Below are 13528 nucleotides of genomic sequence, written 5' to 3'. Positions count from 1 at the left end.
TAGATATCTGTTGCCTGTATTGGCCCTTTCGCAGCACAAGGCTGCTCCTAGAGTGGGGAGCAGCAGCGCCTGCCAGGCAAATCGCAGGCAAAAAAAACCCCGGACTTCGTATGGGGAGGGGGAAGTTCGGGGTCCAAGTCCGGACCGCTAGGGCGGGGTCCAGATATCTGCCAACACTTAACACAACATAGGAGCATCGAAGGGCTTCACCAGCCATTCAGTTACTCTGAGTTCCGCTTCACCGGTTTAGTTCCGAAGCCCTGAAAACTATTTGCGATAGTTTCATGAAACTCCAGCACTAATGGCATCTAGCCATGCCAGGATCCGCTTCACTACGTCGCAGATCCTACACAGCTTTGCCGGCTCAATCAGTGAGCTTCGTCCCAATTCGCGCCAATGCCTGCTTCAACCAGCAACGGTACATCCAGCTGCGCGGCACGGCTCATGTGCAATCGAATTTCATCTTTTACCTGCTCGACCAGTTCCTCACGCACCTCCAGCACCAATTCGTCGTGCACCTGCAGGATCACGCGGGCATCGAGGCCGCTCTCGTTCAGCCAGTTGTCCACATTGACCATCGCCCGCTTGATGATATCGGCAGCCGTACCCTGCATCGGTGCGTTGATCGCCGTCCGCTCAGCGCCTTTGCGCAGGGCCGGGTTCTTGGCGTTGATGTCTGGCAGGTACAGGCGACGGCCAAAGAGCGTTTCGACGAAGCCTTGCTCGGCGGCCTGAGCGCGGGTGCGCTCCATGTAGGCCAGCACGCCCGGGTAGCGGGCGAAATAGCGGTCGATGTAGTCCTGGGACTGCTTGCGATCGACGCCGATCTGCTTGGCCAGGCCAAAGGCGCTCATGCCGTAGATCAGGCCGAAGTTGATGGCCTTGGCGCTGCGGCGCTGGTCGGTGGTAACAGCCTCAAGCGGCACGCCGAACACTTCAGCTGCAGTGGCGCGGTGCACGTCGAGGTTGTTGCGGAAGGCGTGCAGCAAACCTTCGTCCTTGGCCAGGTGAGCCATGATGCGCAGCTCGATCTGCGAATAGTCCGCCGCCAGCAGCTTGTAGCCAGGGCTGGCCACGAAGGCCTGGCGGATACGCCGCCCTTCCGCGGTGCGGATCGGGATGTTCTGCAGGTTCGGGTCGCTCGACGACAGGCGCCCGGTGGCCGCCACCGCCTGCTGGTAAGAGGTGTGAATACGCCCGGTGCGTGGGTTGATCTGCCCTGGCAGCTTGTCGGTGTAGGTGCTCTTGAGCTTGCTCAGGCTGCGGTACTGCATCAGTACCTCAGGCAGCGGGTAGCCTTGCTCGGCCAGTTCGTCGAGTACCGCCTCGGCGGTAGACGGCTGGCCCTTGGCGGTCTTGCTCAGCACCGGCATGCCCAGTTTGTCGTAGAGGATCGCACCCAACTGCTTGGGCGAACCCAGGTTGAAGGTCTCGCCAGCCAGTTCGTAGGCGCGACGCTCCAGTTCGGCCATCTTCACGCCCAGTTCGCCGCTTTGCACGTGCAGCAGCTCGGCATCCACCAGCGCGCCCTGGCGCTCGATCTTGGCCAGCACCGGCACCAGCGGCATCTCGATGTCCATCAACACCGGCTGCACGCTTGGGGTTTTGGCCAGGCGCGCCTGCAGCGCCTGGTGCAGGCGCAGGGTGATGTCGGCGTCCTCGGCGGCGTACGGGCCGGCCTTGTCCAGCGGGATCTGGTTGAAGGTCAGCTGTTTCGCGCCCTTGCCGGCAATCTGCTCGAAGGTGATGGTGGTGTGGTCGAGGTACTTCTGCGCCAGGCTGTCCATGTCGTGGCGGGTGGCCGTGGAGTCCAGCACGTAGGACTCGAGCATGGTGTCGTAGGCCACGCCGCGCATGTGGATGGCCGGGGCGCCATTGGCCAGGATGTTGATATCGTACTTGGCGTTTTGCCCGACCTTGGCTTTGGCTGCGTCTTCGAGCAGGGGCTTGAGCGCCAGCAGCACAGCCTCGCGGTCCAGCTGAACCGGCGCGCCTTCGTAGTCATGGGCCAGCGGCACATAGGCGGCTTCGAAAGGATCAACCGCGAACGACAGGCCGACCAGCTGCGCCTGCTGCGCGTCCAGGCCGGTGGTTTCGGTGTCGAACGCAAACAGCGGGGCCTGGCGCAGTTTGTCCAGCCAGGCGTCGAAACGGGCCTGGTCGAGGACCGTCTCGTACTTCGGTTCGACCTTGGCCGCCGGCGCCGCTTCTTCAGGCACGGCCACGGTTGCCCCGGCCCTGGCAGCTTCACGCTGAACATCGGCGACCCAGCTCTTGAACTCCATCTCGGTGTACAACGCCAGCAGCGCATCGCGGTCTGGCTCGCCGCAGACCAGCGCCTCGACTTCGATATCCAGCGGCACGTCGATCTTGATGGTGGCCAGCTCATAGGACAGGAACGCCGCCTCGCGGTGCTCCTCAAGCTTGGCCGGCAAGGTCTTGGCGCCGCGGATGCTCAGGGCCGGGACCTTGTCGAGGTTGTCGTAGACATCACGCAGGCCGCCACCGATACCGGTCAGCAGGCCGGCAGCGGTCTTCTCGCCCACGCCCGGCACGCCCGGGATGTTGTCGACCTTGTCGCCCATCAGGGCGAGGAAATCGATGATGTGCTCGGGGCCAACGCCAAACTTTTCGTGCACGCCGGCAACATCCATCACGCTACCGGTCATGGTGTTGACCAGGGTGACGTGGCCGTCCACCAACTGCGCCATGTCCTTGTCGCCAGTCGAAATGATCACCGGCCGGCCTTGCGCCGCGCTGCTGCGCGCCAGGGTGCCGATCACATCGTCGGCCTCCACGCCTTCGACGCACAGCAACGGGTAGCCCAAGGCCTTGACGCTGGCATGCAGGGGTTCGATCTGCACCCGCAGGTCATCGGGCATGCTCGGGCGGTTGGCCTTGTACTCGGCGAACATGGCATCGCGGAAGGTACCGCCCTTGGCGTCGAACACCACTGCGAACAGGCTGTCGGGGTATTGCTTGCGCAGGCTCTTGAGCATGTTCAGCACACCCTTGACCGCGCCGGTAGGCATGCCTTTGGAGGTGGTCAGCGGCGGCAATGCGTGGAAAGCGCGGTAGAGGTAGGAGGAACCGTCCACCAGGACGAGGGGCGCTTGGCTCATGAGCAGAATCAACCTTTTCGGCGGGTCCGGAGCTAGAATAGCCGGATCAATGACGACAAAGGGACAAGGTTATCATGCGTACACTCAATCGCCTGTTACTGCTCGGTCTGTTGGCAACCATGCCAGTCGTCACCCTGGCGGCGGACGACGCCCCCTCGGCCGATCCCGAGGTGACCATTCGCACGGAAGGCGATAAAACCATCCAGGAATACCGTCAGAACGGCTTCCTGTATGCGATCAAGATCACGCCAAAAAACGGCAAGCCTTATTTCCTGGTACGCGCCGACGGCACTGATGCCAATTTCATTCGTTCCGACCAGCCGGACATGCTGATTCCGTCCTGGAAGATCTTCGAGTGGTAAGCTGACGCGTATCGTTCACATTAACCTGGCACTTCCCGGCGGAAGTGCCCGTATGGGCATTTTTCATCATGTCAGTTTTCACCCCCGTGACCCGGCCTGAGCTGGAAACCTTTCTGGCGCCGTACCAGCTGGGCCGTCTGCTCGACTTCCAGGGCATCGCCGCCGGTACCGAAAACAGCAACTTCTTCGTCAGCCTGGAACAGGGTGAGTTCGTCCTGACGCTGATCGAGCGCGGCCCGAGCGAAGACATGCCGTTCTTCATCGAGCTGCTCGACGTGCTGCATGACGCCGACATGCCCGTGCCGTACGCCCTGCGTGACCGCGATGGCAATGGCCTGCGCGAACTGTGCGGCAAGCCTGCGCTGCTGCAGCCGCGGCTGTCGGGCAAGCACATCAAGGTGCCCAACAACCAGCACTGCGCCCAGGTCGGCGAGTTGCTCGCGCACATCCACCTGGCCACCCGCAACCACGTCATCGAGCGCAAGACCGACCGTGGCCTGGACTGGATGCTGGTGTCTGGCGCCGAGCTGATGCCGCGCCTGAGTGCCGAACAGGTTGCGCTGCTGCAGCCGGCGCTGGACGAAATCAATGCACACAAGGCGCAGATCCTGGCCTTGCCACGGGCCAACCTGCACGCCGACCTGTTCCGCGACAACGTGATGTTTGAAGGCACGCACCTGACCGGTGTGATCGACTTCTACAACGCCTGCTCGGGGCCGATGCTGTATGACATCGCCATCACCGTGAACGACTGGTGTATTGATGAGCACGGGGCTCTCGATGTGCCACGCGCCCAGGCGCTGCTGGCGGCCTACGCGGCGCTGCGCCCGTTCACCGCCGCCGAGGCCGAGCTGTGGCCCGAGATGTTGCGGGTCGGGTGTGTGCGTTTCTGGCTGTCGCGCCTGATTGCGGCGGAATCGTTTGCCGGGATGGATGTGATGATCCATGACCCGAGCGAGTTCGAGGTGCGCCTGGCGCAGCGCCAGCAGGTGGCATTACACCTGCCGTTCGCCCTCTGAACCCACCAAGGGCGAGGATGAACCTGTAGGAGCAGCCTTGTGCTGCGAAGAGGCCGGTGAAAACAGCAGAGAATGTCTGTGTCTTTACCGGCCTCTTCGCAGCACAAGGCTGCTCCTACCAGGGTCGCGCATGGCCGCAGGCAGGGCGCAACCCCGCCAAGAGGCCGCGCGCCTTAGAGCTGTTCCAGGCACCCCGCCAGGTCGCTACCCAGCTTCTCCAGCAGACGCTCATAGCCCTTCGCATCTACCGGGTCCGTGCCACCCAAGGCGTCCAGTTCGGCCAACCGCACCGGCAACCCAGCCGTCAGCGTCTCCGCCAACCGCGGCCGCAGCGGCGGCTCGCTGAACACACAGGTCTTGCCCACTTCCTGCAGGCGTTTGCGCATCGCGGCCACATGCTGCGCGCCCGGCTGCACCTCGGAAGCCACACTGAATACCCCGGTGTGCTTCAGACCATAATTAGCCTCGAAGTAATCGAACGCCTCGTGGAACACGAAGTACGGCTTGTCGGCGATACCCGCCACCCGCGCCTTGATACGCCCATCCAGGGCATCCAGACGCTCGACGAAGGCCTTCAGGTTGGCCTGGTAACGCGGGGCATTGGCCGGGTCGACCTCGGCCAGGTCCGCCGCCATCTTCGCTGCAATCACCCGGGCATTGACCGAAGACAGCCACAGGTGCGCGTCGAGGCTGCCTGGGCGGTGATCGTGGTCATGGTCGTCGTGGTCGTCTTCATCATGCGAGTGGCTGTCTTCGCCAAAATGGCGCAACTGCATGCCAGTCAGCGACTGAACCGCAACGGTGGCCTTGTCCCGACCTTTCAGCACGCGCGGCAGAAAGTTCTCCATGTCCGGTCCGATCCAGTACAGCAGGTCGGCATCCGCAACGCGCCGTACGTCGGAGGGGCGCAGGGCGTAATGGTGTGGCGAAGCGCCAGGCGGCAACAGCACATCCGGGCTGCCAACCCCGTCCTGAACGGCGGCGGCAATCTGCTGCAGCGGTTTGATACTGGTCAGCACACGCACGTCGGCCTGCGCTGAAAATGCGATGAAAGCGACAAAAAGGGCTAGGAATCGGGACACGGTGAATACTCGGCTCGACAGAAACAGGTAACATAATAACGTCTCCATCCAGAACCGTCGCTGCCCATGTCCATCACGCCGCTGGCCAACCGCCCCCACGATCACTCCCATTGCGTACACAGCGCACTGGCCGAAGCCGATGCCTTGTGCACCCGCCAGGGGTTGCGCCTGACCGCACTGCGCCGCCGTGTGCTGGAGCTGGTCTGGCAAAGCCACAAGCCGCTGGGGGCCTACGACATCCTCGCCGTGCTCAGCGAGCAGGACGGCCGCCGCGCCGCACCGCCGACCGTGTACCGCGCCCTGGATTTTCTCCTCGACAACGGCCTGGTGCACCGCATCGCCTCGCTCAACGCCTTCATCGGCTGCAGCCACCCAGAGCATGTGCACCAGGGCCAGTTCCTGATCTGCCGCGCCTGCCATGTGGCCATCGAGCTGGAGCAGGACAGCATCAGCGACGCCATCATCAGCAGCGCCAAGGGCGTCGGCTTCAGTGTCGAAACCCAGACCGTGGAAGTGGTCGGCCTGTGCAGCAACTGCCGGAGCGCGGCATGAGCGACGCACTGATCCGTCTGGAGCAGGTCGGCGTCACCTTCGCCGGCGAGGCGGTGCTCGACAGCATCGACCTGTCAGTCGCACCGGGCCAGATCGTGACCCTGATCGGCCCCAACGGGGCAGGCAAGACCACCTTGGTGCGCGCCGTGCTGGGGCTGCTCAAGCCGCACCGGGGCAAGGTCTGGCGCAAGCCGAAGCTGCGCATTGGCTACATGCCGCAAAAAATCCAGGTGGATGCCACGCTGCCGCTGTCGGTGCTGCGCTTTTTGCGCCTGGTGCCCGGTGTAGACCGCGCGGCTGCCTTGTCGGCGCTGCAGGAAGTGGGGGCCGAGCAGGTCATCGACAACCCGATCCAGACCATTTCCGGCGGCGAGATGCAGCGCGTACTGCTGGCCCGGGCGCTGCTGCGCGAGCCACAACTGCTGGTGCTCGATGAGCCGGTGCAAGGGGTCGACGTGGTCGGCCAGACCGAGCTGTACAACCTCATCACCCGCCTGCGCGACCGCCACGGTTGCGGTGTGCTGATGGTTTCGCACGACCTGCACCTGGTGATGAGCGCCACCGACCAGGTGGTCTGCCTCAACCGGCATGTGTGCTGCTCCGGCCACCCCGAGCAGGTCAGCAACGACCCGGCCTTCGTCGAGCTGTTCGGCCAGAACGCGCCAAGCCTGGCGATCTATCACCACCATCACGACCACAGCCACGACCTGCACGGCTCGGTGGTCGCCCCTGGCACCCATGTTCACGGAGAGCACTGCAAGCATGGCTGATTTTCTTCTTTATGCCCTGCTTGCCGGTCTGTCCCTGGCGTTGGTGGCCGGCCCTCTGGGGTCTTTCGTGGTGTGGCGGCGCATGGCCTATTTCGGCGATACCCTGTCCCACGCCGCCCTGCTCGGGGTAGCCCTGGGTTTCGCTTTGGACGTCAGCCCAGCACTGGCGGTAACCGTGGGCTGCCTGCTGCTAGCGTTGCTGCTGGTGACTTTGCAGCAACGCCAACCGCTGGCCTCCGACACCCTGCTCGGCATCCTGGCCCCCAGCACGCTTTCCCTGGGCCTGGTGGTCCTGAGCTTCATGCACGATGTACGCATCGACCTGATGGCCTACCTGTTCGGCGACCTGCTGGCCATCAGCACCACTGACCTTGCCTGGATCCTCGGTGGCAGCGTGCTGGTATTGCTGCTGCTCGCCGCGCTGTGGCGGCCGTTGCTGGCCGTGACCGTGCATGAAGAATTGGCCATGGTCGAGGGCCTGCCAGTGGCGGGCCTGCGCCTGGCCTTGATGCTGTTGATTGCCGTGGTGATTGCCGTGGCGATGAAGATCGTCGGCGTGCTGTTGATTACCTCGCTGCTGATCATCCCCGCCGCCGCCGCGCAACGCCACGCCCGCTCGCCCGAGCAGATGGCCCTGGGCGCCAGCCTGCTGGGGGTGACGGCGGTGTGTGGCGGCTTGGCCATGTCCTGGTTCAAGGACACCCCGGCCGGCCCCTCCATCGTGGTCTGCGCGGCAGTGCTATTCTTGCTGAGCCTGGCCCTGCCAAAACGCTGAAAACCGGGGTGCGCAACAGCGCACCCTGCAACCTTTTCGCGGGTAAAAGGTCTGTAAGACTTGTTTTCGAGCGTGCGCACCTGGGTGTAGACTTGCTCGCTTTTTGCGCAAATAGAGAGTCGCAGGAATGAAGCCGTTCGCCTCCCGTTATCTGCTTGTTGCCGCGTTTTCCCTGTTCCTGGCTGCCTGTTCCAGTGCCCCGGTCGAACAGGCCGATGCACCTGCCCAAGCCGATGCCTGGCAGCAGTTGCAACAGAACATCGCCAGCAATGAGCTGGCTACCGCCGAAGACCAGTTGGCTGCCCTGCAGGCCCAGTCACCCGTTGACCCGCGCCTGGAGCAGTACCAGCGGCAGCTGGCCGAAGCGTACCTGCAGCGTAGCCAGATCGTCCTGCAGAAGGGCGACGTCAACGCTGCAGCCACCGCCTTGGCACGCGCCCGCGCGCTCATGCCCCAGGCCCCGGCGGTGACCGGTGGCGATGCCGTCAGCCAGGCCCGCAAGGCCGAGCTGGAAAAGGCCGAGGCTGCGCTGAAGGCGGCCGAGGCCAAGCCCCAGGCGCGTGTGATCGACCCGACTGCACCGAGCACCGTGATTGCGCTGAAGACCACGGACATTGCCGCCATGCGCCGTCAGCTCGATGAAATTGCTGCCGATGTGGTGAGTTACCAGTGCGACGTGGTGTTCCAGGTGCCGCGCACCGAGGATGCGCCTTGGCTGAAGACCCTGCTGGAAAAGCGGGTGCACAAGATTGATAGCGGGTTCAAGCTAAACCAGAAGCACGAAATTCAGCGCAAGCTGCCCGCCCAGGTGGTACTGGTCCCGCATCAGCGCTGAACCGCTTCGCGGGCAAGCCCGCTCCCACAAGGCCACCACTACCCTCAGGAACTGTGGTGCACTTGTAGGAGCTGGCTTGCCTGCGATGGGCTGCAAAGCAGCCCCCTTACGCCGGCACCGCCTCAGCAGCCGCCTCCCGCTCCCAAACCCGATGCCCTTCTACTGCTTTCACAAAGGCATCCACGGTTTTCTGGTCATCCCCCAGCAGCAAGCCCTTGTCCTCCTTGAGCCCCAAGCTGCCCAGCAATGCCTTGCCTTCCTTGGCCAACGCGATCGCCTTCAAGTGCTTGTAGCCCTCCAGCAGGAAGTGCTTGGCCAGGCCACTCGCGCCCAACGCCTCCAGCGACGCCTTGCCAGCCGGCACTAGAATGCCGTCGAACATGATCGAAGGCATGCCCTCCATCGACGCATCCACCGGCAGTGGCTTGCCTTGGGCGGTTTTAACCGGCGCCGAACTCGGCCCTAGCACCAGAATGCGCGCACTGTGTGCCTCCAGCGCCTTGACCAACTGATCGACACTCGCCCCATCCACCCCGTCGGCCACCAGCACGGCGATCTTGCGGCCTTTGATACCGACACTGCCCGGGTGATTCATCTGGCTCAAGGCCGGTGATTGCGCCAGCTTGCTGCCTTTGACCTGCACCGTGCCAGCCTTGGGCGCAGGCAAGCCAAGGTTGGCCGCCACCGCTGCTGCCAGCTTCAGGTCGATGTTGGCCAGAATCTCGTTTACCTCACGCACGCGGATATGCTCGCGCTCCACCTTGCCCAGCTCGAAGCTGTAGGCCTTGATGATGTGCTGCTGCTCATTGGGGCTCATGCTGTGGAAGAACAAACGTGCCTGCGAGAAGTGATCGCCGAACGACTCGCTGCGCTGGCGAATTTTCACCGCGTCGATGCGTTCTTGATAGCTCTCAAAACCGCCATCCTGAGCTGCGGCCGGGGTTTCTTTCGGCCAGCCGCCGTCAATCGAGTTGGGTTCGTAGGACGCGCGGCCCTTGTGGATAGTCTGCCGGTGCAGCGCGTCACGCTGGTTGTTATGGTTCGGCGCGACCGGGCGGTTGATCGGGATCTCATGGAAGTTCGGCCCACCCAGCCGGCTCAGTTGCGTGTCGGTATAGGAGAACAACCGGCCTTGCAGCAGTGGGTCATTGGAAAAGTCGATGCCCGGCACGATATGCCCAGGGCAGAACGCAACCTGCTCCACTTCAGCAAAGAAATTGTCGGGGTTACGGTTGAGCACCATCTTGCCCAACGGCGTAACCGGCACCAGTTCTTCGGGGATGATCTTGGTGGGGTCGAGCAGGTCGAACTCGAATTTGTGCTCATCGGCTTCCGGCACGATCTGTACGCCCAGCTCCCACTCAGGGTAGTCGCCGGTCTCGATGGCCTCGCTCAGGTCGCGGCGGTGGAAGTCGGTGTCTTTGCCTGCAAGCTTTTGCGCTTCATCCCACAGCACGGAGTGCACGCCTTGGCGCGGCTTCCAGTGGAACTTGACGAAGCTGGCCACGCCTTCGGCATTGATCAGGCGGAAGGTGTGGATGCCAAAGCCCTCCATCATCCGCAGGCTGCGCGGGATGGCGCGGTCAGACATGGCCCACATGACCATGTGCGCTGACTCCGGGACCAGCGAAACGAAGTCCCAGAACGTGTCGTGGGCCGAACCGCCGGTGGGCATCTCATTGTGCGGCTCGGGCTTCACCGCATGCACAAAGTCGGGGAACTTGATCGCATCCTGGATGAAGAACACCGGCATGTTGTTGCCAACCAGGTCGAAATTGCCTTCATCGGTATAGAACTTGACGGCAAAACCACGCACGTCACGCACCGTATCACCCGACCCACGTGGGCCCTGCACGGTGGAAAAACGCACGAACACCGGGGTGATCTTTTCGGGGTCCTGCAGGAAACCGGCCTTGGTCAGCTCGGCGTGGTTGCCGTAGCTCTGGAAGTAACCATGGGCGCCGGTGCCTCGGGCATGGACGATGCGTTCAGGGATGCGCTCATGGTCGAAGTGGGTGATCTTCTCGCGCATGATGAAGTCTTCGAGCAGCGACGGCCCACGTGGCCCGGCCTTTAGGGTGTTCTGGTTGTCGGCGATCCTCACGCCTTGATTGGTGCGCAGGGCCTGGCCTGTGGCATCGCTGCGCACGCCTTCTAGGCTCTGCAGCTTGGTATTGGTATTGGCATGATCAGGGCTGTTGACCCCGGCGGCCTGGCTTTCTTTGGGTGCATCAACTTTCTTGCTGGGCATGGTCGGCTTTCCTCATCAGTCATCAGGCATTGCCCGTGAGGGCTTGTTCTATTAGTGACTGGAGCCCGATTGGCTACGTTCAATAAGCTTTACCGGTTGTCGCGTTATGCCCGCCGGGTTGGTGCATTACGAAATAAATGCTAAGAACAGCTATGGGAAAAGGCTAAAATGCGCCACCCCAGCTAACCGCTGCCCCAAATTCCATGCGCCCCACAAGGTTCGCTACGTGATCGAGTTCCAACATGTGCACAAGACCTACCGCGTCGCCGGTAGGGAAATCCCCGCCCTCAACCCGACCAGCCTGACCATCGAAGATGGCCAGGTGTTCGGCCTGATCGGCCACTCCGGCGCCGGCAAAAGCACCCTGCTGCGCCTGATCAACCGCCTCGAAGAGCCTTCGGGCGGCAAGATCATCGTCGATGGCGAGGACGTCACCGCGTTCAATGCCAACCAACTGCGCGGCTTCCGCCAGCAGGTCGGGATGATTTTCCAACACTTCAACCTGCTGGCCTCCAAGACCGTGGCCGACAACGTAGCCCTGCCATTGACCCTGGCCGGCGAGCTGTCGCGCAGCGAAATCGACAAGCGCGTCACCGAGCTGCTGGCCCGCGTCGGCTTGCAAGACCACGCCAAGAAGTACCCCGCGCAGTTGTCGGGCGGCCAAAAGCAGCGCGTCGGCATCGCCCGCGCCCTGTCTACCAACCCGAAGATCCTGCTGTGCGACGAAGCCACCAGCGCGCTTGACCCGCAGACCACAGCGTCGGTGCTGCAACTGCTGGCCGAGATCAACCGTGAGCTGAAGCTGACCATCGTCCTGATCACCCACGAAATGGACGTGATCCGCCGGGTCTGCGACCGCGTGGCCGTGATGGACGCCGGGCAGATCGTCGAACAAGGGCCGGTGGCCGATGTGTTCCTGCACCCGCAGCACGCGACTACCAAGCGTTTCGTCCAGGAGGACGAGCAGGTCGATGAAGGCGAGCAGCGTGATGACTTCGCCCACGTACCTGGCCGCATCGTGCGCCTGACCTTCCAGGGCGAGGCCACCTACGCACCGCTGCTGGGCACCGTCGCCCGCGAGACGGGCGTTGACTACAGCATCCTGGCCGGGCGTATCGACCGCATCAAGGATGTCCCCTATGGGCAGCTGACCCTGGCCGTCACCGGCGGCGACATGGACGCGGCGTTCGACCGCTTCAAGGCAGCTGACGTACATATGGAGGTACTGCGTTGATGGACGCCCTGAATTTCTTTGCCAACGTCGACTGGGCCGAAATCTGGCTGGCCACCATCGACACCATGATCATGCTGTTCGGCTCGCTGTTCTTCACCGTGCTGCTGGGCCTGCCGTTGGGCGTGCTGCTGTTCCTTTGCGGGCCGCGCCAGATGTTTGAGCAAAAAGGCGTGTACGCGCTGCTGTCGCTGGTCGTCAACATCCTGCGTTCGCTGCCGTTCATCATTTTGCTGATCGTGATGATCCCGATCACCGTGCTGATCACCGGCACCTCGCTGGGCGTCGCCGGCGCCATTCCGCCTCTGGTGGTCGGGGCCACGCCGTTCTTCGCGCGCCTGGTCGAAACCGCCCTGCGTGAAGTGGACCGCGGCATCATCGAAGCCACCCAGTCGATGGGCGCCACAACGCGCCAGATCATCACCAGCGCGCTGCTGCCCGAAGCCCGTCCCGGCATCTTCGCGGCCATCACCGTGACCGCCATTACCCTGGTGTCTTACACCGCCATGGCCGGTGTGGTCGGCGCGGGCGGCCTGGGCGACCTGGCCATCCGCTTCGGCTACCAGCGCTTCCAGACCGATGTCATGGTCGTGACCGTGGTGCTGTTGCTGGTGCTGGTTCAAGTACTGCAGAGCGTGGGCGACAAACTGGTCGTGCATTTTTCCCGTAAGTAACCCCAATGGGGTCGGCCTGGCCGACCCGTTCGGGGGCCGTCGCGGCCCTCACAAGGAGTGATCAATGAAGAAGCTGCTTGCTGTTGCTGCCGCTGTCGCGGCCTTCTCGGCCCACGCCGATACCCTGACCGTCGCCGCCACCCCGGTGCCGCACGCCGAGATCCTCAACTTCGTCAAACCGCAACTGGCGAAAGAAGGCGTGGAGCTGAAGGTCAAGGAGTTCACCGACTACATCCAGCCAAACGTGCAGGTGGCCGAAAAGCGCCTGGACGCCAACTTCTTCCAGCACCAGCCGTACCTGGATGAGTTCAACAAGGCCAAGGGCACCGACCTGGTCAGCGTGACCGGCGTTCACATCGAGCCGCTGGGCGTTTACTCGACCAAGATCAAGAAGCTCGACGAGCTGCCCTCCGGCGCTACCGTGGTCATCCCCAACGACGCCACCAACGGCGGCCGCGCGCTGCTGCTGCTGGACAAGGCCGGCGTGATCAAGCTCAAGGACAACAAGAACATCCTGTCGACCGTTAAGGATGTTGCACAAAACCCGAAAAACGTGAAGTTCCGTGAGCTGGAAGCGGCCACCATCCCGCGCGTGCTGACCCAGGTCGATGCGGCCCTGATCAACACCAACTATGCGCTGGAAGCCAAGCTGAACCCTGAGAAAGACGCGCTGGCCATCGAAGGCAGCGACTCGCCATACGTGAACATCCTGGTTGCCCGCCCGGACAACAAAGACTCCGAAGACATGAAGAAACTGGCGGCCGCGCTGCACTCGCCAGAGGTGAAGCAGTTCATCAACGAGAAGTACAAGGGCGCTGTCGTACCGGCGTTCTAAGCTTCTAGATCACGCTGGAT

Annotated in this window: 12 protein-coding genes; 9 read left to right on the top strand and 3 right to left on the bottom strand. The window is 63.0% G+C overall.

Annotation, left to right across the window (positions count from 1 at the left end):
• Positions 1 to 368: 368 nt before the first annotated feature.
• The gene (polA, locus tag LOY53_RS00490) at positions 369 to 3122 is read right to left on the bottom strand and encodes a DNA polymerase I (protein ID WP_258703469.1); all 2754 of its coding nucleotides are present in this window, start codon (positions 3120 to 3122) and stop codon (positions 369 to 371) included.
• A gap of 74 nt (positions 3123 to 3196) precedes the next feature.
• Between polA and LOY53_RS00485 the strand changes: the two genes are divergently transcribed.
• On the top strand, positions 3197 to 3484 hold the full coding sequence (locus LOY53_RS00485) for a DUF2782 domain-containing protein (protein ID WP_010951520.1): 288 nt from the start codon (positions 3197 to 3199) through the stop codon (positions 3482 to 3484).
• A 68-nt stretch (positions 3485 to 3552) separates the two neighbouring features.
• The gene (locus tag LOY53_RS00480; RefSeq protein WP_258703468.1) at positions 3553 to 4503 is read left to right on the top strand and encodes a homoserine kinase; all 951 of its coding nucleotides are present in this window, start codon (positions 3553 to 3555) and stop codon (positions 4501 to 4503) included.
• 173 nt (positions 4504 to 4676) lie between these two features.
• Here the strand turns inward: LOY53_RS00480 and LOY53_RS00475 are convergent, their stop codons facing one another.
• The gene (locus LOY53_RS00475; RefSeq protein WP_050580704.1) at positions 4677 to 5633 is read right to left on the bottom strand and encodes a zinc ABC transporter substrate-binding protein; all 957 of its coding nucleotides are present in this window, start codon (positions 5631 to 5633) and stop codon (positions 4677 to 4679) included.
• Between the two features lie 18 nt (positions 5634 to 5651).
• Here LOY53_RS00475 and zur point away from each other — a divergent pair, with 18 nt between their 5' ends.
• The 4 genes from zur (at position 5652) to LOY53_RS00455 (ending at position 8517) form a co-directional block, all read left to right on the top strand.
• On the top strand, positions 5652 to 6137 hold the full coding sequence (gene zur, locus LOY53_RS00470) for a zinc uptake transcriptional repressor Zur (protein ID WP_027591979.1): 486 nt from the start codon (positions 5652 to 5654) through the stop codon (positions 6135 to 6137).
• Positions 6134 to 6907 carry a zinc ABC transporter ATP-binding protein ZnuC gene (gene znuC, locus LOY53_RS00465; RefSeq protein WP_027591980.1) on the top strand — a complete coding sequence of 258 codons (774 nt, stop codon included), beginning with the start codon at positions 6134 to 6136 and terminating at the stop codon, positions 6905 to 6907. Before zur ends, znuC begins: the two co-directional genes overlap by 4 nt.
• Positions 6900 to 7682 (top strand): zinc ABC transporter permease subunit ZnuB, encoded by a 783-nt coding sequence (znuB, locus tag LOY53_RS00460; RefSeq protein ID WP_027591981.1) that lies wholly within the window; start codon positions 6900 to 6902, stop codon positions 7680 to 7682. Before znuC ends, znuB begins: the two co-directional genes overlap by 8 nt.
• A 127-nt stretch (positions 7683 to 7809) precedes the next feature.
• Positions 7810 to 8517 carry a PA5502 family lipoprotein gene (locus LOY53_RS00455; RefSeq protein ID WP_085272111.1) on the top strand — a complete coding sequence of 236 codons (708 nt, stop codon included), beginning with the start codon at positions 7810 to 7812 and terminating at the stop codon, positions 8515 to 8517.
• 106 nt (positions 8518 to 8623) lie between these two features.
• On the opposite strand, the gene katE is transcribed toward LOY53_RS00455, so the two are convergent.
• Positions 8624 to 10768 (bottom strand): catalase HPII, encoded by a 2145-nt coding sequence (katE, locus tag LOY53_RS00450; RefSeq protein ID WP_258703467.1) that lies wholly within the window; start codon positions 10766 to 10768, stop codon positions 8624 to 8626.
• A 226-nt stretch (positions 10769 to 10994) separates the two neighbouring features.
• Between katE and LOY53_RS00445 the strand changes: the two genes are divergently transcribed.
• From LOY53_RS00445 to LOY53_RS00435, 3 genes are all read left to right on the top strand, one after another.
• Positions 10995 to 12002, top strand: coding sequence for a methionine ABC transporter ATP-binding protein (locus LOY53_RS00445; RefSeq protein ID WP_252826341.1), 1008 nt, complete (start codon positions 10995 to 10997; stop codon positions 12000 to 12002).
• A complete protein-coding gene (locus LOY53_RS00440; protein ID WP_027591985.1) occupies positions 12002 to 12673 on the top strand; it encodes a methionine ABC transporter permease in 672 nt (223 codons plus the stop codon). Before LOY53_RS00445 ends, LOY53_RS00440 begins: the two co-directional genes overlap by 1 nt.
• A gap of 64 nt (positions 12674 to 12737) precedes the next feature.
• Positions 12738 to 13508 (top strand): MetQ/NlpA family ABC transporter substrate-binding protein, encoded by a 771-nt coding sequence (locus tag LOY53_RS00435; protein ID WP_238209813.1) that lies wholly within the window; start codon positions 12738 to 12740, stop codon positions 13506 to 13508.
• Positions 13509 to 13528 lie beyond the last annotated feature (20 nt).

The sequence above is a fragment of the Pseudomonas sp. B21-031 genome (genome assembly GCF_024748985.1).
GTDB lineage: Bacteria > Pseudomonadota > Gammaproteobacteria > Pseudomonadales > Pseudomonadaceae > Aquipseudomonas > Aquipseudomonas kermanshahensis.
This window is presented reverse-complemented; position numbering and strand designations above follow the sequence as displayed.